This is a genomic window from Pseudomonas sp. B10(2017) (assembly GCF_002113295.1).
GTDB lineage: Bacteria > Pseudomonadota > Gammaproteobacteria > Pseudomonadales > Pseudomonadaceae > Aquipseudomonas > Aquipseudomonas pudica.
This window is the reverse complement of sequence record NZ_NEJU01000001.1, coordinates 231,608-254,360: the sequence shown is the minus strand read 5'-3', so window position 1 is coordinate 254,360 and position 22,753 is coordinate 231,608. Positions and strand designations below refer to the sequence as shown.

At 64.6% G+C, this 22,753-nt stretch carries 27 protein-coding genes; 14 read left to right on the top strand and 13 right to left on the bottom strand.

Going from position 1 to position 22,753, the window contains the following annotated elements; genetic code table 11:
- Positions 1-9: 9 nt before the first annotated feature.
- On the bottom strand, positions 10-660 hold the full coding sequence (locus CAF92_RS01245) for an N-acetyltransferase (RefSeq protein ID WP_046616595.1): 651 nt from the start codon (positions 658-660) through the stop codon (positions 10-12).
- A 132-nt stretch (positions 661-792) separates the two neighbouring features.
- Here CAF92_RS01245 and xthA point away from each other — a divergent pair, with 132 nt between their 5' ends.
- Positions 793-1,605, top strand: a complete 813-nt coding sequence (gene xthA / locus CAF92_RS01240) for an exodeoxyribonuclease III (protein WP_046616596.1) — start codon at positions 793-795, stop codon at positions 1,603-1,605.
- Between the two features lie 85 nt (positions 1,606-1,690).
- Here xthA and CAF92_RS01235 read toward each other — a convergent pair whose 3' ends face one another.
- Together CAF92_RS01235 and CAF92_RS01230 are read right to left on the bottom strand one after the other, a co-directional pair.
- Positions 1,691-2,443 carry an anti-sigma factor gene (locus CAF92_RS01235; RefSeq protein ID WP_085598597.1) on the bottom strand — a complete coding sequence of 251 codons (753 nt, stop codon included), beginning with the start codon at positions 2,441-2,443 and terminating at the stop codon, positions 1,691-1,693.
- Positions 2,440-2,961 (bottom strand): sigma-70 family RNA polymerase sigma factor, encoded by a 522-nt coding sequence (locus CAF92_RS01230; protein WP_046616598.1) that lies wholly within the window; start codon positions 2,959-2,961, stop codon positions 2,440-2,442. Before CAF92_RS01230 ends, CAF92_RS01235 begins: the two co-directional genes overlap by 4 nt.
- A gap of 124 nt (positions 2,962-3,085) precedes the next feature.
- Between CAF92_RS01230 and CAF92_RS01225 the strand changes: the two genes are divergently transcribed.
- The 4 genes from CAF92_RS01225 to CAF92_RS01210 all read left to right on the top strand — a co-directional run bounded on the left by CAF92_RS01225 (position 3,086) and on the right by CAF92_RS01210 (position 6,587).
- Positions 3,086-4,138 (top strand): catalase family peroxidase, encoded by a 1,053-nt coding sequence (locus tag CAF92_RS01225; protein WP_085598595.1) that lies wholly within the window; start codon positions 3,086-3,088, stop codon positions 4,136-4,138.
- The gene (locus tag CAF92_RS01220; protein WP_046616601.1) at positions 4,135-4,668 is read left to right on the top strand and encodes a cytochrome b; all 534 of its coding nucleotides are present in this window, start codon (positions 4,135-4,137) and stop codon (positions 4,666-4,668) included. Before CAF92_RS01225 ends, CAF92_RS01220 begins: the two co-directional genes overlap by 4 nt.
- An 86-nt stretch (positions 4,669-4,754) precedes the next feature.
- On the top strand, positions 4,755-5,960 hold the full coding sequence (locus CAF92_RS01215; protein WP_085598593.1) for an MFS transporter: 1,206 nt from the start codon (positions 4,755-4,757) through the stop codon (positions 5,958-5,960).
- Between the two features lie 81 nt (positions 5,961-6,041).
- A complete protein-coding gene (locus CAF92_RS01210) occupies positions 6,042-6,587 on the top strand; it encodes a cupin domain-containing protein (protein ID WP_046616603.1) in 546 nt (181 codons plus the stop codon).
- A gap of 94 nt (positions 6,588-6,681) precedes the next feature.
- Here the strand turns inward: CAF92_RS01210 and CAF92_RS01205 are convergent, their stop codons facing one another.
- Complete coding sequence (locus CAF92_RS01205) at positions 6,682-7,293, bottom strand: 2-hydroxychromene-2-carboxylate isomerase (RefSeq protein ID WP_085598591.1); 612 nt, start codon at positions 7,291-7,293, stop codon at positions 6,682-6,684.
- A gap of 29 nt (positions 7,294-7,322) precedes the next feature.
- On the bottom strand, positions 7,323-8,054 hold the full coding sequence (locus tag CAF92_RS01200) for an SDR family oxidoreductase (RefSeq protein ID WP_085598589.1): 732 nt from the start codon (positions 8,052-8,054) through the stop codon (positions 7,323-7,325).
- 89 nt (positions 8,055-8,143) lie between these two features.
- Here CAF92_RS01200 and CAF92_RS01195 point away from each other — a divergent pair, with 89 nt between their 5' ends.
- Positions 8,144-8,707 carry a TetR/AcrR family transcriptional regulator gene (locus CAF92_RS01195; protein WP_085598587.1) on the top strand — a complete coding sequence of 188 codons (564 nt, stop codon included), beginning with the start codon at positions 8,144-8,146 and terminating at the stop codon, positions 8,705-8,707.
- The gene (locus CAF92_RS01190) at positions 8,694-9,287 is read left to right on the top strand and encodes a DUF4157 domain-containing protein (protein ID WP_085598585.1); all 594 of its coding nucleotides are present in this window, start codon (positions 8,694-8,696) and stop codon (positions 9,285-9,287) included. Before CAF92_RS01195 ends, CAF92_RS01190 begins: the two co-directional genes overlap by 14 nt.
- Before the next feature lie 113 nt (positions 9,288-9,400).
- Here CAF92_RS01190 and CAF92_RS01185 read toward each other — a convergent pair whose 3' ends face one another.
- Complete coding sequence (locus CAF92_RS01185; RefSeq protein WP_046616608.1) at positions 9,401-10,390, bottom strand: bile acid:sodium symporter family protein; 990 nt, start codon at positions 10,388-10,390, stop codon at positions 9,401-9,403.
- 119 nt (positions 10,391-10,509) lie between these two features.
- On the opposite strand from CAF92_RS01185, the gene ampC reads away from it, so the two are divergent.
- Both ampC and CAF92_RS01175 read left to right on the top strand, forming a co-directional pair.
- Positions 10,510-11,652, top strand: coding sequence for a class C beta-lactamase (gene ampC / locus CAF92_RS01180; RefSeq protein WP_085598583.1), 1,143 nt, complete (start codon positions 10,510-10,512; stop codon positions 11,650-11,652).
- Between the two features lie 301 nt (positions 11,653-11,953).
- Positions 11,954-12,286 (top strand): hypothetical protein, encoded by a 333-nt coding sequence (locus tag CAF92_RS01175; RefSeq protein ID WP_003253895.1) that lies wholly within the window; start codon positions 11,954-11,956, stop codon positions 12,284-12,286.
- A 46-nt stretch (positions 12,287-12,332) separates the two neighbouring features.
- Here the strand turns inward: CAF92_RS01175 and CAF92_RS01170 are convergent, their stop codons facing one another.
- The 6 genes from CAF92_RS01170 to CAF92_RS01145 all read right to left on the bottom strand — a co-directional run bounded on the left by CAF92_RS01170 (position 12,333) and on the right by CAF92_RS01145 (position 16,486).
- A complete protein-coding gene (locus CAF92_RS01170) occupies positions 12,333-12,644 on the bottom strand; it encodes a hypothetical protein (RefSeq protein WP_023663278.1) in 312 nt (103 codons plus the stop codon).
- Between the two features lie 140 nt (positions 12,645-12,784).
- Entirely contained in the window at positions 12,785-12,973 is a 189-nt protein-coding gene (locus tag CAF92_RS01165; RefSeq protein ID WP_085598581.1) for a hypothetical protein, read from the bottom strand.
- Positions 12,974-13,111: 138 nt separating this feature from the next.
- A complete protein-coding gene (locus CAF92_RS01160) occupies positions 13,112-13,432 on the bottom strand; it encodes a YbjQ family protein (RefSeq protein WP_003258990.1) in 321 nt (106 codons plus the stop codon).
- A gap of 201 nt (positions 13,433-13,633) precedes the next feature.
- Positions 13,634-14,518: an EamA family transporter gene (locus tag CAF92_RS01155; RefSeq protein WP_085598579.1), complete on the bottom strand. Its 885-nt coding sequence runs from the start codon at positions 14,516-14,518 to the stop codon at positions 13,634-13,636.
- A 145-nt stretch (positions 14,519-14,663) separates the two neighbouring features.
- Positions 14,664-15,419, bottom strand: coding sequence for a class II aldolase/adducin family protein (locus CAF92_RS01150; protein ID WP_085599007.1), 756 nt, complete (start codon positions 15,417-15,419; stop codon positions 14,664-14,666).
- Between the two features lie 23 nt (positions 15,420-15,442).
- A complete protein-coding gene (locus CAF92_RS01145; protein WP_085598577.1) occupies positions 15,443-16,486 on the bottom strand; it encodes an ABC transporter substrate-binding protein in 1,044 nt (347 codons plus the stop codon).
- Positions 16,487-16,662: 176 nt separating this feature from the next.
- Here CAF92_RS01145 and CAF92_RS01140 point away from each other — a divergent pair, with 176 nt between their 5' ends.
- The 3 genes from CAF92_RS01140 to CAF92_RS01130 all read left to right on the top strand — a co-directional run bounded on the left by CAF92_RS01140 (position 16,663) and on the right by CAF92_RS01130 (position 20,527).
- On the top strand, positions 16,663-18,615 hold the full coding sequence (locus tag CAF92_RS01140; protein WP_085598575.1) for an FAD-dependent oxidoreductase: 1,953 nt from the start codon (positions 16,663-16,665) through the stop codon (positions 18,613-18,615).
- A gap of 40 nt (positions 18,616-18,655) precedes the next feature.
- Positions 18,656-19,255 (top strand): helix-turn-helix domain-containing protein, encoded by a 600-nt coding sequence (locus CAF92_RS01135; protein ID WP_085598573.1) that lies wholly within the window; start codon positions 18,656-18,658, stop codon positions 19,253-19,255.
- A gap of 69 nt (positions 19,256-19,324) precedes the next feature.
- The gene (locus tag CAF92_RS01130) at positions 19,325-20,527 is read left to right on the top strand and encodes an NAD(P)/FAD-dependent oxidoreductase (protein WP_085598571.1); all 1,203 of its coding nucleotides are present in this window, start codon (positions 19,325-19,327) and stop codon (positions 20,525-20,527) included.
- A gap of 165 nt (positions 20,528-20,692) precedes the next feature.
- On the opposite strand, the gene CAF92_RS01125 is transcribed toward CAF92_RS01130, so the two are convergent.
- Positions 20,693-21,304 (bottom strand): FMN-dependent NADH-azoreductase, encoded by a 612-nt coding sequence (locus CAF92_RS01125; RefSeq protein ID WP_046616615.1) that lies wholly within the window; start codon positions 21,302-21,304, stop codon positions 20,693-20,695.
- Between the two features lie 133 nt (positions 21,305-21,437).
- On the opposite strand from CAF92_RS01125, the gene CAF92_RS01120 reads away from it, so the two are divergent.
- Positions 21,438-22,340 carry a LysR substrate-binding domain-containing protein gene (locus CAF92_RS01120; RefSeq protein WP_085598569.1) on the top strand — a complete coding sequence of 301 codons (903 nt, stop codon included), beginning with the start codon at positions 21,438-21,440 and terminating at the stop codon, positions 22,338-22,340.
- Positions 22,333-22,692, top strand: coding sequence for an MmcQ/YjbR family DNA-binding protein (locus tag CAF92_RS01115; protein WP_046616617.1), 360 nt, complete (start codon positions 22,333-22,335; stop codon positions 22,690-22,692). The genes CAF92_RS01120 and CAF92_RS01115 overlap by 8 nt, the downstream gene beginning before the upstream one ends.
- The last annotated feature ends 61 nt before the right edge of the window (positions 22,693-22,753 follow it).

Below are 22,753 nucleotides of genomic sequence, written 5' to 3'. Positions count from 1 at the left end.
GCAGTCTGCTCAGGCAAAAGCAGAATTGGAAGAGACCGGATTGGGATGGAAGAACACCCTCTCGCGGATTGGTCCTACAGCCACCTCGCCAATTTCCTCATAGCCCTGACGCTGGTAAAAGGCCAGGTAGTGCTCGTTGCCGGTGTCCAGCACCACACCCTGGGTACCAGGGTCGTCTGCGCACCAGTCATGCACAGCTTGTAACAATTGCTCGCCGTAGTGCTTGCCCTGAAATTGCGGGTGCACGCCCAACAGCGGTAGCACATGCACCTCCTCGGTGGGCAGGCAGGTGGCCAGGGCGGCCTGGTAGTCCATGTAGCGGCGCGTACAGCGCAGGCCGGTGCCCATCATCATGCGCAGGCGCCAGGCCCAGCTGTCGGCCACCCCCAGCCGGCGCATCGGCGGCACGATCAGGGCCAGGGCGATCAGGCGGTCCTCCACCAGCAAGCCGATGGCGGGCAGTTGCAGGTAGAAGTGCTGGCGTACCCACTCGCGCACCATCACCCGCAGGCGCCGCTCGTAACCTGGGCGCTGGGCCTCGAAGATATAGGCGAAGGTAGGCTCGTGACGGTAGGCGTTGTACAGCAACGAACGCGCCTCGCGGCTGTAGCCGTCATCGAGCAGGCAGACACGGGCCGGGGTGGCAGTGGTTTCGGGCATTGCGGGCAGTCCTCCTGGAATGGGCTTACAGTGCCCAGGAAAGGACGTTAGCAGCAGGCACCCGAAGCCGCCATGCTGGTGATGGCAAGCGATGTCGGCTAGCATCGCGCCTTTTACCGGGATTATCTTTCCATGAAGATCGTCTGTTTCAACATCAACGGCCTGCGGGCCCGCCCGCACCAGCTGGCGGCGCTGATCGAAAAGCACCAGCCGGACGTGATCGGCCTGCAGGAAACCAAGGTCAGCGACGATCAGTTCCCGCTGGCCGACGTGCAGGCGCTGGGCTACCACGTGCATTACCACGGCCAGAAAGGCCACTATGGCGTGGCCCTGCTGTCGCGCCAGGCACCGCTGAGCCTGCACAAGGGCTTTGCCAGCGATGAAGAAGACGCCCAGCGCCGCTTTATCTGGGGCACCTTTGCCGATGCCGATGGCAACCCTGTCACCATCATGAACGGCTACTTCCCCCAGGGTGAAAGCCGCGACCACCCCACCAAGTTCCCGGCCAAGCAGCGCTTCTACAGCGACTTGCAGGCCCTGCTGGAAGGCCAGTTTCGCAACGACCAGCCGCTGCTGGTGATGGGCGACATGAATATCTCGCCGCAGGACTGCGACATCGGCATCGGTCCGGACAACGCCAAACGCTGGCTCAAGACCGGCAAGTGCAGCTTCCTGCCAGAAGAGCGCGAATGGATGGAACGTTTGAAAGCCTGGGGCCTGGTGGACAGTTTCCGCCACCTGTACCCGGAGGTTTCCGACCGCTTCAGCTGGTTCGACTACCGCAGCCGCGGCTTCGAGGACGAGCCCAAGCGCGGCCTGCGCATCGACCTGATCATGGCCTCGCAGCACCTGGTGCCGCGGATCAAGGATGCGGGTGTGGACTATGAGCTGCGCGGGATGGAAAAACCGTCGGACCATGCGCCGATCTGGCTGGAGTTGAGCTGATCGTCAGCTGAACGCACAGTACCTGCAGGAACGGCTTTGTGTTGCGATGGGGCTGCCATGCGGCCTTATCGTGACCGCGCATCTGTCACAACCCCAACCGCAACGCCTCCCCCACCCCCGCCCGGCGCACATCGTCCGCCGCGCTGACCAGAGCAAAGTTGTAGGCCCCATGCGACCAATAACGCGCCTCCAGCTGGCCATCCACCCGCTGCCCGTCCGGCATGCGCCGGTACTGATCGCCCGGTGACCGCAGGAACAGGCTGATGCGCTGGCCCTTGCCATCCTCGAACACCAGCAATGCCGCCGGCCCTCGCTCATTGCTGAGCAGGCGCGCACCCACCGGTTTGAAACCGTAGCCGGCCAGGTCCGGCAACTGGCCCACGCTTTTGAAGTGGCGCCCCAGCCAGTCGCGCAACTGGCCCGGGTCGCTGGCCTGAATATCCAGTGCCTCGCTGCCGGCAAACAGGCGGTGCGCCTGAACCGCATCGGCCATCGGCAGGTCGGCACGCGCCAGGGTGGCATCGCGCACCTGCCAACCACCCAGGCCACCCACGCCCAACGCCAACAACAATACCGCCGCCGTGGCCCAGCGGCGCTGGCGGCGTTGGCGCAATTGCCGGCGCAACTGCCCCAGGTCCAGCTGCGCAGCCCCGGGCACTTCGCCAAACCCGGCCAACGCCGCACGCAGGCGCCGGGCGTCGGCACGCCAGCCCTCGACCTTGGCCGCAGCCTGCGGATTGGCCGCCAGCCAGGCCTGCACCTCGGCCCGGCGCACAGGCTCCAGGCGCTCGTCGACGTAAGCGTGCAGTTCGTCTTCACTGGGGATCAGGCGCGTCATTTCAGTCTCCGCAAGGCCGGGGGCTGGGGGCTGCCCTCGGTCAGTTCGCGCAAGGCATTGCGGGCGCGCGACAGGCGCGACATCACAGTGCCGATAGGGATACCCAGGGCCTGGGCGGCCTCCTTGTAGCTCAAACCTTCGATGCTGACCAGCAGCAGCAACGCACGCTGTTCTGCCGTGAGCCGGGCGAAAGCCTGCAGGTCGGCCTGGGCCAGGACAATGGCCTCGAGGTTGTCGCCAACCGGCTCGTCGTCGCGCTCGCCGCGGCCGAACCAGGACAGCCAGCGCGCATGCAGGCGCTCGCGGCGCTTGCCGTCGAGGAACAGCCGATAAAGGATGGTGAACAGCCAGGCCCGCAGAGCATCGGCGTCGCGTTGCTGGTCGCGCCGGCTCAAGGCCCGCTCGACCGTGGCCTGCACCAGGTCATCGGCGCTACCCGGCTCGCGGGTCAGCCATACGGCAAAGCGGCGCAGGCGGGCCAGCAGCTCGCGCCACTGGTGGTCATCCAGATCATGCATGGCAAAGTCCCGGCCTCTGGGGCTGTCAGTGTAAGAGGCAGACGCCTGTGAGGAAAATCTATTCCCGGCAAGGGAATAAGTTTTTCCCTGCACCGTCGTACCGGCACCTTCACCTAACCGGACAATGACCATGAACTCACCCCTGCACGGCCCGGCCAAGGCCCTGCGCCTGGCCGCCATCGGCGCCGTGATGCTGGGCGCGGGCGCCGCCTTTGCCTATGCTGCCGGCTGGTTTGGCGAAACCCGCCTGACCCCACAGCGCATCATCGACACCTTCGAAGCCCAGGCCGGGCATTACCCGGGTTACCGGAAAAACCACGCCAAGGGCCTGTGCGTAAGCGGCTACTTCCAGCCCAGCGGGCAGGCCGCCAGCCTGTCCACGGCGCGGGCGTTCAGCCAGCCGCGGGTGCCAGTGATCGGCCGCTTCGCCATTGGCGGCGCAAACCCGTTCGCGCCGGACACCGGCATACCGGTGCGCAGCCTGGCCATCGAGCTGAGCACCGACGACGGGCAGGTCTGGCGTACCGGCATGAACAACCCGCCGGTACTGGCTGTAAGTACGCCACAAGCCTTCTATGAACAGGTGTTGGCGGGGGCGCCGGACCCTGCCACCGGCAAACCAGACCCGGGCAGACTGCAGGCGTTCTTCGCCGCCCACCCGGAAAGCGCGGCGTTTCGCCAATGGGCGGCGGGCTACAAACCAAGCAACAGCTTTGCCAGCACCCAGTACCACAGCATCAACGCGTTCCGTCTGATCGACGCAAGCGGCGCAGCCCACCCCGTGCGTTGGCAACTGGAGCCGCAAACGGCGTTTGCCGCCCTGCCTGCCCAAGTCGATGACAAACAGTTCCTGCAGCATGACCTGCAGCAACGGCTGGCCCAAGGCCCGTTGCGCTGGACCCTGCGCCTGGTGCTGGCGGAACCTGGGGACGCGGTGGACGACCCTGCCAGCCCCTGGCCTGCCGAACGGCGCAGCTTAGACGCCGGCACGCTGGTACTGGAGCAGGTCGACGGCCCCGAGCAAGGTGCCTGCCGCGACCTCAACTTCGACCCGCTGATCCTGCCCCGGGGCATCCAGGCTTCCGCCGACCCGATTCTCGCCGCCCGTTCGGCCGCCTACTCGGAATCCTTCAACCGCCGCAGCCGCGAATCGCTCGGCACCGGAGCCCATCCATGAAAACCGACGCCTTCCACCCCTTCGCCCGCCTGTTGCACTGGCTGATGGCCGTACTGATCCTGGCCATGTTGTTCATCGGTGTGAGCATGGTCGCCGACCTTTCGCCGCGCCACCCCGTGCTGATCGGGTTGCACAAGGCCACCGGCCTGGCCCTGCTTGTGCTGGTACTGCTGCGCATCGGCGTACGCCTGGCCCTGCCCCACCCAGCCCTGCCACGCGACCTGCCTGCACTGCAACGCTGGGCCGCCGGGGCGTCGCACCTGCTGCTCTATGGTCTGATGCTGGCCATGCCGCTGCTGGGTTGGGCCATGCTGTCGGCCGGTGGCTACCCGCGCCCGCTGGGCTTGCCGGCGATTGCCCCGCATGACTTGCAGTTGTACGCCGTGCTGCGTCAGGCCCATGGCTGGGCTGGCTACCTATTGTTCGCCACGGTGCTGGTGCATGTGGGTGCGGCCTTGATGCATGCATGGGTGCGCCGCGATGGCGTGTTGCGTAGCATGTGGCCTGGCCCACTGCGCCGCGGCGAATGACGCTCGGCAACCCAGGGGCGCTCGACAATCGATAATAATTCCCAACAAGATCGGCTTTTATTTGCCGTGCCGCCCTGGACTGCCCTATGAACGTCGCAAAGGATCCTGCCACACTCGCACCCGCCAGCACCCTGGACCTGCGCCCCCTGCTGCTGGCCAACATGGCCTGTACCATGTCGATGATGGCCTTCGTCGCCCTGATCGGCCCGATCGCCCGCCAGCTCGGCATGGCCACCTGGCAAGCCGGTGCCGCCGTGACCGTGGCGGGCGTGGTCTGGGTGCTGCTGGCACGGCCCTGGGGGCGCGCCGCAGACCGCCTGGGCCGTCGGCGCATCCTGCTGCTGGGTAGCGCCGGTTTCACCCTGGCCTACTGGCTGCTGTGCCTGTTCGTAGAAGGTGCACTGCGCTGGCTGCCGGGGGCGACTTTGGCCTTCATCGGCCTGATGGTCGCGCGCGGCTGTATCGGCGCCTTCTATGCTGCCATCCCGGTGGGCTGCAATGCGCTGATCGCCGACCATGTCGAACCGCAACGCCGGGCCCGGGCCATGGCCTCGCTGGGGGCGGCCAACGCCGTCGGCCTGGTGGTGGGGCCGGCAATGGCGGCGTTGCTCGCACGGCATAGCCTGAGCCTGCCGTTCCATATCATGTCGCTGCTGCCGGCCAGTGCCTTTCTGGTCCTGCTGTTCACACTCAAGCCGCAGGCGCTGCCGCACAGCCATGCCCCCAGCCCGGTGCGGCTGAACGACCCCCGCCTGCGCCGGCCTTTGCTGGTGGCGTTCAGCGCCATGCTCAGTGTCACGGTATCGCAGATCATCGTCGGTTTCTTCGCCCTCGACCGCCTGCACCTGGGCCCTGCCGAGGCTGCCCAGGCCGCCGGCATCGCCCTGACCACGGTGGGCGTGGCGCTGATCCTGGCGCAGGTGCTGCTGCGTCAGCTGGAATGGCCGCCGTTGAAGATGATCCGGGTCGGCGCCACGGTTTCAGCCCTGGGCTTTGCCTGCGGCTCGCTGGCCACCACGGCGCCCTGGCTGTGGGCTTGCTACTTTGTCGCGGCAGCGGGCATGGGCTTTGTCTTCCCGGCATTTTCAGCGCTGGCGGCCAATGCCATGCATGCCTCCGAGCAAGGTGCCACGGCCGGCTCCATCGGTGCTGCCCAGGGCATGGGCGCGGTGATCGGGCCGCTGGCCGGCACCCTGGTTTATGCGGCCGATCCACGCTTGCCATTCCTGGCGGTGGCGGCGCTGCTACTGCTGGTCGGGTTATGGCCGATGCCCCGCGATCAGCGGGCCTGACAAGCACAGCGCGCAAGCGCGCAGAGTGTGTTTTAATGCGCATCGCTCATTATTATTGACACCTCTGATTACAAGGCGGCTATGGACACGGGGACGCGACTCAAACTGGTGCGTGAACGCAACAACCTCTCCCAACGGGAATTGGCCCGCCGCAGCGGGCTGACCAATTCGACGATCTCGCAGATCGAGCAGAATCGCGTCAGCCCTTCGGTCAGTTCCCTTAAAAAACTGCTCGAAGGCATTCCGATGAGTCTGGCGGAGTTCTTCAGTTTCGACGAGCCGGTGCGCGAAGAGCGCTACGTGTTCCGTGGCAGCGAGCAGCCAGACCTGGGCCGCAACGGCCTGCGCATGCTGCTGGTCGGCGCCAGCGTCGAAGGCCGACAAATGCGCATGCTGCGTGAACTGTATGCACCGGGCGCCGATTCGGGCGAACCGATCGTGCATGCCGAAGGTGAAGAGTGCGGCCTGGTCACCCGCGGCACCGTCGAGTTGTGGGTCGATGGCCAGGTGAGTGTGCTCAACTCGGGCGACGGGTACTACATCCCCACTACCTTGCCGCACAGCTTCAAGAACATCGGCCCGGACGAGGCCGAGATCATCAGCGCCAACACCCCGGCGAACTTCTGACTGCTTTATGCAAGGGGATGGCACCGGCTTTGCCGGTGTTCGCGGCTAAAGCCGCTCCCACAGGGAACGCGCCAACCCTGTGGGAGGGGCGCCTTCAGGCAAGGCTGTCGACACCCTGACGCAGCGCCTCTTCGACAAAGTCCAGGCGGTCCTGCCCGAAGAACATCTCATCACCGACAAAACAGGTCGGCGCGCCGAACACCCCGCACTCCACTGCCTCTTCGGTCGCGAGCCTGAGCGCGGCCTTCACCTCGTCATCAGCCGCCAGCGCGCGAAACGTCTGCGGGTCGAAGCCGCCCTGCCTGAGCGTGTCGTCAAGGATGGCGCTATCGCCCAGGTTGCGGCGCTGCGCAAACAGCCCATTGAACAGCACCGCCAGCAACGCCTCGAACCGCTCCGGCGAACGCAACTGGGTGCCCACTGCCCCGCGCATCAGGGTCAAGGTATTGATCGGGAACCCCGGCGGCCACTCCAACGGTACCCCATAGCGCGCAGCGAAGCGCGCCAGGTCGGTGAACATGTAACGGCCCTTGGCCGGGATCATCACCGGCGAGGCGTTGCCGGTGGCCTGGAAAACCCCGCCCAGCAGCATCGGCCGGTAGCGCAGTGTGGCGCCTAGGCGGGCACACAGGTCGGGCAGTTGGGTCCAGGCCAGATAGCTGGCCGGGCTGCCCAGGTCAAAGAAGAAATCGACAGTGTTGCGCATGGTTACGGTCCTTGCTCTGTGAAAGGGGCTTACCAGCGTTCCATCCAGGGGCGCAGGTCCAACTCGAATGTCCAGGCGTCGCGTGGTTGCGCATGCAGGAACCAGTAGCTGTCGGCGATATGGGCCGGGTCAAGGATGCCATCCTGGTCCTTGAGGGCATAGCGCTCGGGGAAAGTGTCACGGATGAAGGCGGTGTCGATGGCCCCGTCAACCACCACGTGGGCGACATGGATGTTCCGCGGCCCCAGTTCGCGCGCCATGCTCTGGGCCAGGGCGCGCAAGGCATGCTTGGCCCCGGCGAATGCCGCAAAGCCCGCCGCGCCACGGGTGCCAGCAGTGGCGCCGGTAAACAGGATGGTGCCACGCTCGCGTTGCACCATGCGCCGGGCTACCGCCTGGGCGGTGAGGAAACCGGCAAAACAGGCCATCTCCCAGACCTTGAAGTATTTGCGCGGGGTCTCCTCGAGAATGCTACAGGGCACATTGGCACCGATATTGAAAACAAACGCTTCGATCGGGCCGATATCACGCTCGATGGTTTCGACCAGCGCCGCCACCTCCTCCTCCTTGCGCGCATCGGAGCCAAAACCGTGGGCCTGGCCGCCCGCAGCGCGGATTTCGTCCAGCAGCGGCTGCAACTTGTCCGCCTGGCGCCGGGTAACACAGGCAATGTAGCCCTCGCGCGCAAAGCGCTTGGCGATCTCGCCGCCGGTAGCATCCCCCGCGCCAATCACGAGCACCACTTTTTGTTGTTCTGCCATGCCTGCCTCCATTGGTGAATGATCGTTTAGTAAACGAACGCTATGTTATGATCGCCGCCACCGTCAAGCCCGCCTGCAGAGGCAATTGAATGCGCTACACCAATGAACACAAGCAGCAAACCCGCGAGCGGCTGCTGGCCAGCAGCGGCGCGCTGGCCAAACGCGGGGGCTTTTCCAGCACCGGCGTGGCCGGGCTGATGAAGGCGATCGGCCTGACCGGCGGCGCCTTCTACAACCACTTCCCGTCCAAGGACGACCTGTTCACCGAGGTGGTGCGGCAGGAACTGTGCAACAGCCCGCTGGCGCGCCTGGCCAACCAGGAGGCCAGCCGCGAACGCCTGGGCCGTTGCCTGCAGCAGTACCTGAGCCTGGCTCACCTGCACAATGCCGAAGGTGGCTGCCCGCTGCCGCCATTGGGGGTGGAGATCGCCCGGGCCGAAACACCGGTGCGCGCCGTGGCCGAGCATTGGCTGGTGGAACTGCACCAGGCCTGGAGCGCGACCCTGGAGGACGACGAGTTGGCCTGGGTGCTGATCAGCCAATGCGTCGGCGCCTTGCTGGTCGGGCGCATGCTGGCCACGCAAAGCGTGCAATCGCAGGTACTGGACGCCAGCCGCCACTTTGTCGAGAAGGCCCTGCATGAAGCGGATTAGCCTACTGCTGGGGCTACTGTTGAGCCTGCCCGCACTTGCCGAACAGGCCTGCCCGCCAGGGCAGTACCAGGTGTGCCTGATGGGATGTTTCTGTGCACCCATCGACCCTGGGCAGGCCGGGCAGATTTTCAAGGATGTGGAAGTGTTGGCTTCGTCCAGCCTGACCTACGCCCTGCAACAGGCTCGCGACGAAGCCACCGCCGCCGGCGTCGAGCCGATCCCGTTGCATATCCGTGCGCAACTCGAACCCTGGTACGACTTTGCCGTGCTCGACGCGGCGCGCTTCCGGGTAGGTGACAAACAGCAGATGAGCGCAGCCAATGCGCTGCTGCAGAACCCCGACGTGAACGCCGTGACGCTTATCGACACGATCATCTTCCGCCGCCCCGCCGATGCCGAGGACAACGTCGCGTTGTGGGCGCACGAGCTCAAGCATGTGCAGCAGTATCAGCAGCTGGGTGTGGAAGAGTTCGCCCGGCGCTATACGCGCAACTACGACGACCTGGAAGCGCCGGCCTACAAGATCGAGGGCGAGGTAAGCAAGGCGCTGCGCGAGCGCACTTCAGGACAGGCCAGATAAGCCAGGGGCTGCTTCGCAGCTCATCGCCGGCAAGCCAGCTCCCACAGGGATAGCACATGACTTGAGATCGATGCGGTCGAGGTTGGAGCTGGCTTGCCGGCGATAGGGCCCTGTCAGGATGCCGAAGCCTCCTCAGCCACCTGCCCACGGCTGGCATAACGCTGCGCCAGCACCGCACAGACCATCAGCTGGATCTGGTGGAACAGCATCAGCGGCAGGATCATCGCGCCTATGCCACTGCCGACAAACAGCACCTGCGCCATTGGCACGCCGGTAGCCAGGCTCTTCTTCGAACCGGCGAACAGGATGGTAATGCGGTCCTCCAGGTCAAAGCCCAACAGCTTGCCCAGCAACCGGGTACCGTACAGCACCACCGCCAGCAAAATCCCGCACACGGCAAACAAGCCGGCCAGGTGCTGCGGCGATACCGTGTGCCACAGCCCGGTCACCACCGCCTCGCTGAAAGCGGTGTAGACCACCAACAGGATCGAGCCCTGGTCCACCACCTTGAGCCAGCGCGCATTGCGCTTGACCCAGGCACCGATCCAACGCCTGGCAAACTGTCCGGCCACGAACGGCACCAGCAACTGCAGGGTGATCTTCAGCACCGCATCCAGGCCGGAACCGGTATCGCCGCTGGCTCCCAGCAACATCATCACCAGCAACGGCGTGAGGAAGATGCCCAACAGGCTGGATGCCGCCGCGCTGCAAATGGCCGCCGGCACGTTGCCACGCGCCAGCGAGGTGAAGGCGATGGCCGACTGCACGGTGGCCGGCAAGGCACACAGGTAGAGCACGCCCAGGTACAGCTCGTTGCCCACCAGTGGCACGAACAGTGGCTTGAACGCCAGGCCCAGCAGCGGAAACAGCACGAAGGTGCAGGAGAACACCAGCAAGTGCAGGCGCCAGTGCCCGGCACCGGCGATGATCGCCTCGCGCGACAGCTTGGCGCCGTGCAGGAAAAACAGCAGGCCGATGGCCAGGTTGGTCAGCCAGCCAAAGTACACCGCGCCGTCGCCCGAGCAAGGCAGTACGGTGGCAATCAGTACCACCCCGAGCAAGGCCAGGGTGAAATTGTCGAATAACATGCGCAAATACTTCATCACAGTTTCCGTCTTGTCATTGTGCAAGGGCAGACGATAAGGTCTTCGGTTTTTCGCCGCTAACGCCGGAACCCCCACCGGTGTCGCTCAACGGACACGCTCCAGCACAGGACCCGCTCATGCCCCTCTCCCGCCTGGCTGCACTTGCAGCCGCCATCACTCTCACCCTGGGCCACAGTGCCGCCCAGGCCGACGACCAGTTGCAGGCCAAGGTCGACCAGATCATCCGCCCGCTGATGCAGGAGCAAGGCATCACCGGCATGGCCGTGGCCATCTATGCTCGCGACCATGCGCACTACTTCAGCTATGGCGTGGCCAGCAAGGCCGACAATGTGCCGGTCAGCCGCGACACGCTGTTCGAGATCGGTTCGCTGAGCAAGACCTACACCGCCACGTTGGCCGCACTGGCCAGTGCTGAAGACAAGCTGAACCTTGATGCCCCGGCCAAGCACTATCACCCGGCCCTTGCCGGTGCCCCCATCGGCGACGCAAGCGTGCTGGAGCTGGGCGCCTACAGTGCCGACTGCCTGCCATTGCAGTTCCCGGATGCGGTGCAGACGCCGCAGCAGGTGGTCGATTTCTTCCGTCACTGGCAACCCCGCGCCAAACCTGGCACCCAGCGCTGCTACTCGAACCCCAGCCTGGGCCTGTTCGGTGACTTGGCCGCCCGCGCGCAGCATCAGCCGTTTTCCACATTGATGAGCGAAGGGCTGCTGAAACAGATGGGCCTGGAAAACACTTATCTGCAGGTCCCGGCCAGCGCCCAGGGGCTGTATGCCCAAGGCTACGACAGTGCCGACAAGCCAGTGCGGGTCGGCCCCGGCCCTTACGCCGACGAAGCCTACGGCATAAAGACCAGCGCCAGCGACCTGCTGCGCTATGTGCGCCTGCACATGCAGCCGGTGGGGTTGCCACCGGCGCTGGCGCAAGCCACTGCCATTACCCAGCGGGGCTACTTCCAGGTCGGCACCATGACCCAGGGCCTGGGCTGGGAGCGCTATCCCTACCCGGTTACGTTGGCCACCCTGGTAGACGGCAATGGCCCGCAGCTTGTCCGTGAACCGCAGGCAACCACGCGTTTGCAACCAGCGCTGCCGCCGCTGCCGGCAGCCTGGTACAACAAGACCGGCTCGACCAATGGTTTCGGCGCCTACGCCGCGTTCGTGCCCGCCGAACAGCTGGCCGTAGTGTTGCTGGCCAATCGAAATTACCCGAACGAAGCCCGGGTGCGCGCGGCCTTCGACATTCTGTCCGGGCTGTAGTACGGGCAGCGATTGTCGAACAAAACGACACGATGTAGTGAATAAAAATATTCACTACAAAATGGTTGACGCCGTTCATCGCCCTTGGGCATGATGAAGCCGTCTCCCCGATCGGGAGCGGTGGCAAGGGTGTTCCAGACGGCCTGCGCGGTAACGCAGGCCGTCCGTGGAGAGGGAAACTGTCCAAAAGGCAGCGTGAGAAAGCCCCTGTTGCGATGCTGCTGTAGCAGCCTTGGTAGTGCGCTACACCGTGGTAGCGCCAACTGTGAAAAATCACCTACGAATGGGTAATGGGGGCTTTATGATGAACTTGAACAACAATCCGACTATCGACCAATTGGCCCAGCTGTTCGCCGTACGCAAGGACAGCCTTGACGACCATCTGCTGTGGGTCAGCCAGACCGGTGAAGTGCGCCTCGATCGCCTGCCACCGAACACCGTCGAAGATGAATTCGAAGAGCACCTGCCCAGCATGCGTGCCCGCTTCAAGGTCTACCGCCGTGGCCAGGGCTACGTCGGCAAGAAGGCCGCCGCCGACACCGAGTTCGTTGGCCGCGTCCTGCAGACCCTGCAACAAGAATGGCCCGCTGCCCGTGAGCAGCAGGCAGTCAAGGTGATCGAACCGCTCAATTGAGGGTTCCCACCTTTACCTGAGCCCGGCCCGCATAGGCCGGGCTTTTTCATGCCTGGCGCCGCTGGCTGCGCGGCTCTGGCAGCGGCAAGGCGCCGGTTGCCATCGCCCGGGCGCGGTCGACACCCCATACCAGGGCGCGGGTCATGGTCTCGCCTGGCCGTGCGGGGTAATACTCCTCCAGCAATGCTCGCCCGTCCCCGGCATACAGCCCCAGGAACAACTGAGTCGCCCCCAGGCGCGACAAGCGCACCTGCACGTCCAGCGTGGTGCCGTCACTGAGCGCTTCGTCGTGGCACCGGCTGTGCAGCTGGGCGTCAGCCCATTGCCAATAGGTCTCTTCCCTGACTCGCATGAGCATTCAATCCTCCGTTGCTGGAATGCCGCGCAAGAAAACCACAGCCTCGGCCATCCTGCGAGCGCTACCCGGCAATGCCATGAGGCGGATCAAGAAATGGCAATAAAAACCCCGCCATTCGGCGGGGTTGTCCTGGAGCGGGATCACTTCTTCAGCGGAACCCGCGGCATGAAGCGGCCTTTTTTTCTGCGCTGCAGGTGTGCAGGCTGGAGCTGTTCGGAATCATCCAGCGTCATGTGGGCGAAGCCCAGGCGGAATGCCGCCTGGCCGCAACGCACCTGGCTGTTGATCGGGAACGCGTCGTTCAGGTCTTCGAAAAAGGATTCGCTCATGCCCTGTCTCCCTCCAGTGGCGGACGCGCCGGCAACCAGAACGGTTGCTCAACCAAACGCGACCTGTGAAAGTGAGACTAGCTGGTCATTTGCGGACCGCCCGGACCGAAGCCCTGGACCCGACCAGCGGCAGACGCTCTACTTCAGGCGCACCGCTGTACCGGTAGCAAATACCACGACCATGCCACCCTGTACCGACGGCATGCTGATCTCGAAATCCACCCCCACTACCGCATCGGCTTGCAACTGGCGTGCCCGCGCCTTCAATTCCTCGGTGGCTTGTTCCCGGGCTTCGCGCAGTGCGCTTTCCAGCGTTTGCGAACGGCCGCCGAAGAAGTCGCGAAAACGTGCAAAGAAATCGCGCACGAAGTTGATGCCCTGCACCGATTCGGAACTGACCACGCCCAGGTATTCGGCAATCGGGCGGCCTTCGAGTTGGCTGGTGGTGGAAATGATCATGGGGTGCACTCCATTGGCCTGGCAAAAGAGGCCGATTCTAACAGAGGGCAATTCCACTCGCAGATATACAGTCAATTGTGGGAGCGGGCGTGCCCGCGAAGCAGGCACCGCGGTGGTTGGCACGGGCTTCGCCCGTGTTCGCGGGCACGCCCGCTCCCACAGGGCTTGCGATTTTCAGTCGGGCAGTGGCTGAAGGATCAACTACGCGCTGACCGCGCGTAGCCGTTGGCCAATGCGGGCACCGAACACGTTCACCAACAACCCTGCCATCACCAGCAATGCGCCCCACCCCTGGGTCGCAGTCAAACGCTCACCCAGCAACAACGCCGACGAACTCAGGCCAATCACAGGCACCAGCAGCGAGAACGGCGCCACCTTGCCGGCCGGGTGGCGCGAGAGCAGCTTGCTCCACAGGCTGTAGCCGAGCATGGTGGCGACAAACGCCAGGTAAGCCAGGGCCAATACCGAACTCCAGCCGATATTGGCAAGGGCATGGCCAATACGCTCCGGCCCCTCCAGCCACCAGGACAGCGCCAGAAACGGCAGTGGCGGAATCAACCCGCCCCAGATCACCAGCGCCACCAGGTCAACCGAGCCAAAGCGCCGGGTAATGATGTTGCCCATCCCCCACATGGCGCCGGCACACAGGGTCAGCACCAGCGCCAGCACTGGTACATGGCCGCCGTCTTCGCTGCCGATAAGCGCCAGGCCGCTGGCAGCCACCAGCAGCCCCAGCACGCTGGCCAGGCGCAGCCGCTCGCCGAGGAACAGCGCGGCAAAGCCGAGGGTGAAGAACGCCTGCGACTGCAGGATCAGCGAGGCCAGCCCTGGCGGCATGCCGCTGTACATGGCCTGGAACAGGAACGCGAACTGGCCCAACGAAATGGTTGCGCCGTAGGCGATCAGCCAGCGCCACGGCAGCTTGGGCCGCTTCACCAGCAGAATCGCAGGGAATGCCACCAACAAGAAGCGCAATGCCCCCAGCAACATCGGCGGCAAGCCATCGAGGCCAACCTTGATGACCACGAAGTTGACTCCCCAGGCGACAATCACCACCAGGGCGATGAGCAGGTCCTTGAGCGGCATTGCGACATCCTTCTTCAGGCTTTCTAGACATATTTCGTTACAGCATAAGGCTATTCCTTTGGCAGGGACCAGCACAGTTGCGGTCAAGAGCTGCGCAACAGTGACTGTTATCGTGGCAAGGTCGACACGACGTTGCAGGAACGCGTCAGTTCCGATAACCAGGCGCCACCCTTTCCAGCATCCGCAGCAGTGCCGCCCACGCCAGCTGCAATGCATCCGGATCCGCCAGCTCGCCCTGCTTCAACCCCCGCCCAGGTTCATTGAACTGCCGCTCGGTATGCGCGCACACTTGAGGCGACGGCAGAATCACCTGCCCGGCACTCTGTGCCGCCAACTGGATCTCGCAGGCCTTCTCCAGGTAGTACATGCGCAGGAATGCTTCGGCCACGCTGCGCCCGGTGGTCAGCAGGCCATGGTTACGCAGGATCATCACCGGCTTGTCGCCAAGGTCGGCTACCAGCCGCCGCTGCTCATCCATGTCCAGCGCAATCCCTTCATAGGCGTGGTACGCCACCTTGCCGTAAAACTCCATGGACATCTGGTTGAGCGGCAGCAGCCCGCATTCCAGCGCCGCCACCGCACAACCTGCCCGGGTGTGGGTATGCAGCACGCAACGGGCATCTTCGCGGGCAGCATGGATGGCGCTGTGGATGACGAAACCGGCCGGGTTGACCGGGTGCGGCGTCGGTTCGATCGGCCGGCCTTGCAGGTCGATCTTCACCAGGCTGGAGGCCGTGACCTCATCGAAGAGCAGGCCGTACGGGTTGATCAGGAAGTGGTGCTCCGGCCCCGGCAGGCGCAGGGAAATATGGGTGAAGATCAGGTCGCTCATGCGGAAATGGGCGATCAGCCGATAGCAGGCGGCCAGCTCCTGGCGCAGGCTTTGTTCCGTTGCGATCATCATCGTTATTCCTTTGCAGAACGCTATTTGCTGGCCCACGCATTGAAGCGCTGTTCCAGCTCTTCGCCATGGTCCACCCAGAATTCCACATTCATCGCCAACGCCCCCTGCAGGTTCTGCGGCGAAGTCGGTACCCAACTGGCCAGCGCCGGGTCGAGCTTGGCTGCCGCCTGGGTGTTGGTAGGCCCGTAGGGAATCTGCTGCACATAACGCACCTGGGTATCCGGCTGGTTGGCGTAGGCGATCAGCCGCTTGGCCTGGTCGACGTGCCGCGAGCCCTTGATGATCGCCCAGTAATCCATGCCATACAGGCTGCCAGGCCAGACTACCGCCAGCGGGCTGCCCTGCTGGGCCGCAACAGCGATGCGCCCGCTGTAGGTCGAAGTCATCACCACGTCACCCGCCGCCAGCCACTGGGCAGGCTGGGCGCCGGCGTCCCACCACTGGATATGCGGCTTGAGTTCGCTGAGTTTGGCAAAGGCACGCTCGACCCCGGCCGGAGTGGCCAGCACCTGGTACACATCCTCGACCTTGACGCCGTCGGCCATCAGGGCGAACTCCAGGTTGTACACCGCACGCTTGCGCAGGCCGCGCTTGCCCGGGTACTTGCTCACGTCCCAGAAGTCAGCCCACGATGCAGGCGCCTGGGCCAGTTTGCTGCGGTCATAGGCAATGGCCACGCTCCATACCAGCGCGGCCGAGCCGCAGGCTTGTGCGGCGTCGGCAATCAGTTCATCCGCATGGCCCATGCGCTGCCAGTCCAACTGCTCGTAGATGCCCTCGTCGCAGCCACGCACCAGGTCAGGCCCTTCGATCTGCACCACGTCCCAGTCGACATTGCCGGTGTCGGCCATGACCTGGATCCGTGCCATTTCGCCGTTGTACTCACTCTGGATCAGCTTGCTGCCATCCTGGGCACTGAACGGTTTGAAGATCGCCTCGTCCTGGGCTTTCTGGCTGGCCCCACCATAGCCGACCACGACCATCTGTGGTGCCGCTTGGGCACTGCCCAAGCCCATGGCCAGCAACGCTGCGCAAAAGCTGCTTACACGTGGGAATACCTGCATCGTAGTTGCCTCCTGCCGGTGCCCGAGGGGCCCGTTTTCTTGTTGTTGTGAGGTCACGCCCTCGCCATGAGGGTGAGAAAAACCTAGTCGCCGACCAGTAAAAAAACAAGTTGATTTTTTACTGGCGCTACACTTTCATAACAAAACAAGAACAACACCGCACCGGAGCCGCCTGTATGCAGACCGCCTTCCCTCACCTGTTCGAAGCCTTGCAGATACGCGGCAAACGCCTGAAGAACCGCATCATGTCCACCGGCCACGACACCTGCCTGCCCACCGACAACCTGGTCAACGACAAGCTCATCGCCTACCAGCGCGCCCGCGCCGCCGGTGGCGTCGGCCTGATCGTGCTGCAAGTGGCAGGGGTGCATGACAGCGCCCGCTATACCTCCCATGTGCTTATGGCCACCGACGACGCCTGCATCGACGGCTACCGCCAGCTTGCCGAGGCCTGCCATGAACATGGCACGGTGGTACTGTCGCAACTGTTCCACCCCGGGCGGGAGATCATGGAGTCGGCGGACGGCTTGCTGGCGGTGGCCTACTCGGCGTCCGCTGTGCCCAATGAACGCTTCCGGGTGATGCCGCGTGCGCTGGACCAGGCGATGATCGACGAGATCGTCCAGGGCTATGCCAGCGCTGCCCGCCGCCTGCACCAGGCCGGGCTGGATGGCGTTGAAGTGGTGGCCAGCCATGGCTACCTGCCTGCGCAGTTCCTCAACCCCCGGGTGAACCAGCGCACGGATGGCTACAACGGTGAGCTCGAACAGCGCCTGCGGTTCCTGCGCGAAGTGCTGGCCGCCGTACGCGCGGCCACCGACGAGCAGTTCATCATCGGCCTGCGCATCAGTGCCGACGAGCGCGACAGCCAGGGGTTGAGCGAGGACGAATCGCTGGCTGCAGCGGTTGCCTTGCAGGGCCAGCTCGATTACCTGCACATCGTTGCCGGCACATCGGCATCGCTGGGTGGTGCCGTGCATATCGTGCCGCCCATGGCCATTCAACCGGCCTACCTGGCCCGGGAGGCCGGCACCTTCAAGCAGCACCTGGGCATCCCGCTGTTCGTCACCGGGCGTATCAACCAGCCCCAGGAAGCCGAACTGATCCTGGCCCGTGGCCAGGCCGATGTCTGCGGCATGACCCGCGCGCTGATCTGCGACCCACAAATGCCGAACAAGACCGAGCATGGCCAGGTCGAGGACGTAAGAGCCTGTATCGCCTGCAACCAGGCATGCATCGGCCATTTCCACCGAGGCCTGCCCATTTCCTGCATCCAGCGGCCGGAAACCGGCCGCGAGTTGCAGTACGGGCAGTTGACCCCCGCCGCCCGCCCCAAGCGCATACTCGTGGCCGGTGGCGGGCCCGCCGGCATGAAAGCCGCCGCAGTGGCCGCTGCGCGCGGGCATCAGGTCACGCTGTACGAGGCTGGCCCGCAGCTCGGTGGCCAGGTGCTGCTGGCCCAGTTGCTGCCACGGCGCAGCGAGTTCGGTGGCGCCAGCACCAATCTGCAGCGGGAAATGGCCCTGGCGGGCGTGGAAGTGGTACGCAACACCCGGGTCGACCGCGCACTGGTCGAACGAGAACGCCCCGACCTGGTGATAGCGGCCACCGGTGCCACCCCCTACTGGCCCACCTTCGAGCGTACCGGTGAGCTTCAGGTGGTGGATGCCTGGCAAATACTGCGCAATGAAGCAAAACCGGGGCGCTCGGTGCTGGTGATCGACTGGCGATGCGACTGGATCGGCCCAGGCATCGCCGAACGCCTGGTACGCGAAGGCCACCAGGTGCAGCTGGCCGTCAATGGCACCCATTGCGGCGAAAGCCTGCCGCTGTACGTGCGCGACCAGCTGGCCGGCGAGCTGCATCGCCTGGGTATTCCCGTCACACCTTATGCCCGCCTGTATGGCAGCGACGACAACACGGTGTACCTGCAGCACACCGCCAGCGGCGAACCAATGATCTTCGAAGGCATCGATACCCTGGTACTGTGCCTGGGCCATCAACCGGAAGACCGCCTGGCCACGGAGCTGGCCGGCCTGGTGGAGGTTCACCGCATTGGCGACTGCCTGGCGCCGCGTACCGCCGAAGAAGCGATTCACGATGGCCTGACGGTTGCCTGGGCGCTCTGAGGCTGTACATACTGCGGCTTTTCACGATGGACCGACATGCATGAGCCAACTCCCCCAGCCCCCCGCCAGCGCAGCCGGGGGCGCCGCGCCGCAGTTTCTCGGCAGCCGCATTCGCGGCCTGCGCAAGCGCCGTGGCATGACCCTGGCGGAGCTTGCCACGCACAGTGAACTGACCGCTGGCTACATCAGCCAGCTGGAGCGCAACCTCTCCTATCCATCGATTCCGGCGCTGTTCAACATCGCCCGCAGCCTGGGGGTGACCATCCAGTGGTTCTTCGCCAGCGAAGCCACCACTGCGCCCGAGGACCAGGGCTATGTGGTAAGGCGCAACAGCCGCCTGAGCGTGCATTACGAAGATGGTATCGTCGATCAACTGCTCACGCCCCAGCCCAACCGCCAGCTCGAGATCCTGCATTCGCGCTTTCCTCCGGGCAGCTACAGCCAGCAGAGCTACAGCCACGACGGTGAAGAGGCCGGCTACATCCTCAGCGGCAGTTTCGAGCTATGGGTAGGCGAGCGGCATTTCCAGCTGGGTGAAGGGGACAGCTTCAGCTTCTCGAGCCAGGAACCGCACCGCTATGGCAACCCCGGTGAGGTGGATGCCGTGGTGATCTGGGTGATCACCCCGCCAACATTCTGAAGCCTGCTCGCTCCCCAGCATCCAGCAACAGGGCCTACCTTGTTAACCGAACTTCAGAGGAGCACAACCATGAAGCAGATCCTGATCATTGGCGCGGGCTTTGCCGGCCTGTGGAGCGCGCTCAGCGCCGCCCGCCAGCTTGACCTCCATGGCCGCAAGGATGTCGAGATCACCTTGCTAGCCCCCCAGGCCGAGCTGCACGTGCGCCCACGCTTCTACGAACCCGACGTTCATGCCATGGCCGCGCCGTTGCAAGAGCTGTTCGATGCCGTCAACGTCCGCTTCGTGCAGGGCACGGCCTTCCACATCGATGAAGCGGCCCACCGCGTCAGCTACCGCACCCGCAGCGGCACCCAGTGCGCCCTGCCCTACGACCGCCTGATCATGGCCTGCGGCAGCGTGCTCAACCGGCCCGACATGGTCGGCATCGAGCATGTGTTCGATGTCGACAAGCTCGACAGCGCCGCGCGCCTGGAAACCCACCTGAAGTCACTGGCCAACCTGCCCGACACGCCGGCGCGCAATACCGTGGTGGTGGCCGGTGGGGGCTTTACCGGCATCGAGACCGCCACCGAGCTGCCGGCCCGTCTGCGAGAAATCCTCGGCGAGGACGCGGCGTTGCGCGTGGTGGTGGTCGACCGTGGGGTGAGAATTGGCGCGGCCCTGGGTGAAGGCATCCGCCCCGCCATCGAGGAGGCCTCCAAGGCCTTGGGCGTGGAATGGATCTGTGGCGCCACGGTAGCCTCGGTCGACCCTGCCGGCGTGCTGCTGGACAACGGCCAGCGCATCGACGCCAGCACAGTGATCTGGACCGTGGGCTTCAAGGCCAACCCGCTCACCGAACAGATCAGTGGCGAGCGCGACCGCCAGGGCCGCTTGCATGTCGATGGCAATCTCAAGGTGACAGGCAATGATGCCGTGTACGCAGCGGGTGATGTGGCCTATGCGGCCTGCGACGAGGTTGGAAATTACGCGGTGATGTCCTGCCAGCATGCGATTCCGCTGGGGCGTCATGCGGGCAACAATGCGGCAGCCGAGCTGATTGGCGTGGCACCGAAGACCTACAGACAGCCCAAGTACGTGACGTGTCTGGACCTTGGGGCCTGGGGGGCGGTGTATACCGAAGGGTGGGAGCGCACGGTGTCGCCGCCGGAAGACAAGGCCGAGGCCAAGGCGTTGAAGGCGCAGATCAATACGGTGTGGATCTATCCGCCGGCGGCCGAACGTGCTGCGGCGCTGGCAGCGGCTGACCCGGCTATTCCAGTGGCCTGAGGTTGATTGTGGGAGCGGCCTTGTGTCGCGAAAGGGCCGCGTAGCGGCCCCAGGATGTCAGCGTTTACACCGAGATCTCTGGGGCCGCTTTGCGGCCCTTTCGCGACACAAGGCCGCTCCCACAGAGTTCGCGCAAGCCTTTGACGCTTGCGCAAGACAGCAGGATCAGGCAGCAGCAAACAGCTCGTTGGCAATCTGCGCCTGGGCAGCATCGATCGCCTGGCTGCGCTGCTCGGGGCCATAGGCCAGGCCATGGGCACGGACGATTTCCAGGTCGGTGACACCGATGAAGCCCAGGAACACCTTGAGGAAGTCTTCATGCCCGGCGCCAGTCGGCTGGCCAGCGTGCAGGCCACCGGCGGTGGACACCAGCACTACCTTCTTGTTGCCGCACAGGCCTTCCGGGCCGGCTTCGGTGTAGCGGAACGTCTTGCCGGCGACGGCAACGCGGTCGATCCAGGCCTTGAGCTGGGTCGGTACTGTGAAGTTGTACATCGGCGCACCAATCACCACGGCATCGGCAGCCAGGAACTCTTCCAGGGTTTCCGCACTCAGCTTGGCTTCGAAGGCCTGGGCTGCGTCGCGCATGTCTTCCGGGGTGCCAGCTGCTACCAGGGTAGCCGCGGAGAAGTGGGCGATGGCGTCAGCGGCCAGGTCGCGGTACACCACTTCCACGCTCGGGTCTGCGGCTTTCCAGGCTTCGACCACTTCGCGGCTCAGTTGGCGGGAGGCGGAATTGTCGCCCAGGATGCTCGAATCGATATGCAACAGTTTCATGGGACTCTCCTGTGAATGAAGACCGCGGCGTTGGGCGATCACGATGAGGAGAATCCTACCGACATCAACAATGGCTGATAAGGCAGCAAAAATGCGTTAGTTTGTCCTACAGGTGGAACAATGAGACATTCCCATGCAAGACCTCAACGACCTTTTCTACTTCGCCCGCGTGGTCGAAGCCGGGGGTTTCGCCGCAGCCGGCCGCCAGTTGGGCATTCCCAAGTCGCGCCTGTCGCGGCGTATCGCCGAGCTTGAAGAACGCCTGGGCACGCGCCTGCTGCAACGCACTACACGGCAACTGAAGCTCACCGCAGTGGGCGAGCGCTACCTGCACCACTGCCAGGCCATGCTGCTTGAAGCCGAAGCCGCCGACGAGGCCGTGGCCAGCATGAGCAGCGAACCACGCGGGCGCTTGCGGGTTTCCTGCCCGGTGGCATTGGCCCATGCCTTCCTGCCGGATGTGATCAGCCGCTTTCTCGCGCAGTACCCCCAGGTGCAACTGGACATGGTACTGCTCAACCGCCGGGTCGACCTGATTTCCGAAGGCATCGACGTAGCCCTGCGCGTACGTGACCTGGGCGACGAAGACCCGGCGCTGGTCACCCGCCGCCTGCGCCAGGCGCAGATGCAGCTGGTTGCAGCGCCAGGCTTCGCCGATCACATCCGCGAACCAGGCCAACTGGCGTCATTGCCGGTGCTGGGCGCTGCCGAGGCGGACCGGTTGGTACACTTCCGCCTGTTCGGCCCCCACGGCAAACAGCAGGAAATCGCCCTGGAACCACGCCTTGCCATCGACGATTTCGTAGTACGTAATGCAGCTGTACGGGCAGGCCTTGGCTTTACCGCGCTGCCCAGCATGTTCTGTGAAGAAGAACTGGCGCGCGGCGAACTGGTGCGCCTGCTGCCGGAATGGTCGCTGCCGGGTGGATACCTGCAGGCGGTATACCCGCACCGGCGCGGCTTGCTGCCTGCGGTACGGGTATGGATTGACCACCTGGCGGCGTCGTTCGAGGCCTGTGGAGAAAAATATGTCTGAGCGGAACATGAGCGAAGCCCAGGTGGCAGCGTTCTGCCTGAGCCTGCCGGGCGCACGGGAAGACTATAAATGGGGCGGCATCCGGGTGTTCTCGGTGGCGGGCAACAAGATGTTCGCGGTGCTCGACCTGGCGGGGGCGGGGTTGTCGTTCAAGGTGGCCGACGAGCTGTTTCTCGGCTACTGCGACCGCCCGGGGGTGCGGCCTGCGCCGTACCTGGCGCGGGCGCGGTGGATCAGCATGGCTTCGCCCTACCCCATGGGGCGTGAGGAGCTGTGTGACCTGTTGCAGCGCTCGCACCAGCTGGTGGTGCGGCGGTTGCCAAAGCGGTTGCAGGTGGGGTTGGTAACCTAGCTAGCCTTTGCGGGCCTCTTCGCGGGCTTGCCCGCTCCCACAGGTATTCCACTGGTCTTGA

What these genes read in the sequence shown, in the direction of transcription:
- CAF92_RS01245 (WP_046616595.1), bottom strand. Translation starts at nt 660, where the DNA reads ATGCCCGAAACCACTGCCACCCCGGCCCGTGTCTGCCTGCTCGATGAC.
- xthA (WP_046616596.1), top strand. Translation starts at nt 793, where the DNA reads ATGAAGATCGTCTGTTTCAACATCAACGGCCTGCGGGCCCGCCCGCAC.
- CAF92_RS01235 (WP_085598597.1), bottom strand. Translation starts at nt 2,443, where the DNA reads ATGACGCGCCTGATCCCCAGTGAAGACGAACTGCACGCTTACGTCGAC.
- CAF92_RS01230 (WP_046616598.1), bottom strand. Translation starts at nt 2,961, where the DNA reads ATGCATGATCTGGATGACCACCAGTGGCGCGAGCTGCTGGCCCGCCTG.
- CAF92_RS01225 (WP_085598595.1), top strand. Translation starts at nt 3,086, where the DNA reads ATGACCATGAACTCACCCCTGCACGGCCCGGCCAAGGCCCTGCGCCTG.
- CAF92_RS01220 (WP_046616601.1), top strand. Translation starts at nt 4,135, where the DNA reads ATGAAAACCGACGCCTTCCACCCCTTCGCCCGCCTGTTGCACTGGCTG.
- CAF92_RS01215 (WP_085598593.1), top strand. Translation starts at nt 4,755, where the DNA reads ATGAACGTCGCAAAGGATCCTGCCACACTCGCACCCGCCAGCACCCTG.
- CAF92_RS01210 (WP_046616603.1), top strand. Translation starts at nt 6,042, where the DNA reads ATGGACACGGGGACGCGACTCAAACTGGTGCGTGAACGCAACAACCTC.
- CAF92_RS01205 (WP_085598591.1), bottom strand. Translation starts at nt 7,293, where the DNA reads ATGCGCAACACTGTCGATTTCTTCTTTGACCTGGGCAGCCCGGCCAGC.
- CAF92_RS01200 (WP_085598589.1), bottom strand. Translation starts at nt 8,054, where the DNA reads ATGGCAGAACAACAAAAAGTGGTGCTCGTGATTGGCGCGGGGGATGCT.
- CAF92_RS01195 (WP_085598587.1), top strand. Translation starts at nt 8,144, where the DNA reads ATGCGCTACACCAATGAACACAAGCAGCAAACCCGCGAGCGGCTGCTG.
- CAF92_RS01190 (WP_085598585.1), top strand. Translation starts at nt 8,694, where the DNA reads ATGAAGCGGATTAGCCTACTGCTGGGGCTACTGTTGAGCCTGCCCGCA.
- CAF92_RS01185 (WP_046616608.1), bottom strand. Translation starts at nt 10,390, where the DNA reads ATGAAGTATTTGCGCATGTTATTCGACAATTTCACCCTGGCCTTGCTC.
- ampC (WP_085598583.1), top strand. Translation starts at nt 10,510, where the DNA reads ATGCCCCTCTCCCGCCTGGCTGCACTTGCAGCCGCCATCACTCTCACC.
- CAF92_RS01175 (WP_003253895.1), top strand. Translation starts at nt 11,954, where the DNA reads ATGATGAACTTGAACAACAATCCGACTATCGACCAATTGGCCCAGCTG.
- CAF92_RS01170 (WP_023663278.1), bottom strand. Translation starts at nt 12,644, where the DNA reads ATGCTCATGCGAGTCAGGGAAGAGACCTATTGGCAATGGGCTGACGCC.
- CAF92_RS01165 (WP_085598581.1), bottom strand. Translation starts at nt 12,973, where the DNA reads ATGAGCGAATCCTTTTTCGAAGACCTGAACGACGCGTTCCCGATCAAC.
- CAF92_RS01160 (WP_003258990.1), bottom strand. Translation starts at nt 13,432, where the DNA reads ATGATCATTTCCACCACCAGCCAACTCGAAGGCCGCCCGATTGCCGAA.
- CAF92_RS01155 (WP_085598579.1), bottom strand. Translation starts at nt 14,518, where the DNA reads ATGCCGCTCAAGGACCTGCTCATCGCCCTGGTGGTGATTGTCGCCTGG.
- CAF92_RS01150 (WP_085599007.1), bottom strand. Translation starts at nt 15,419, where the DNA reads ATGATCGCAACGGAACAAAGCCTGCGCCAGGAGCTGGCCGCCTGCTAT.
- CAF92_RS01145 (WP_085598577.1), bottom strand. Translation starts at nt 16,486, where the DNA reads ATGCAGGTATTCCCACGTGTAAGCAGCTTTTGCGCAGCGTTGCTGGCC.
- CAF92_RS01140 (WP_085598575.1), top strand. Translation starts at nt 16,663, where the DNA reads ATGCAGACCGCCTTCCCTCACCTGTTCGAAGCCTTGCAGATACGCGGC.
- CAF92_RS01135 (WP_085598573.1), top strand. Translation starts at nt 18,656, where the DNA reads ATGAGCCAACTCCCCCAGCCCCCCGCCAGCGCAGCCGGGGGCGCCGCG.
- CAF92_RS01130 (WP_085598571.1), top strand. Translation starts at nt 19,325, where the DNA reads ATGAAGCAGATCCTGATCATTGGCGCGGGCTTTGCCGGCCTGTGGAGC.
- CAF92_RS01125 (WP_046616615.1), bottom strand. Translation starts at nt 21,304, where the DNA reads ATGAAACTGTTGCATATCGATTCGAGCATCCTGGGCGACAATTCCGCC.
- CAF92_RS01120 (WP_085598569.1), top strand. Translation starts at nt 21,438, where the DNA reads ATGCAAGACCTCAACGACCTTTTCTACTTCGCCCGCGTGGTCGAAGCC.
- CAF92_RS01115 (WP_046616617.1), top strand. Translation starts at nt 22,333, where the DNA reads ATGTCTGAGCGGAACATGAGCGAAGCCCAGGTGGCAGCGTTCTGCCTG.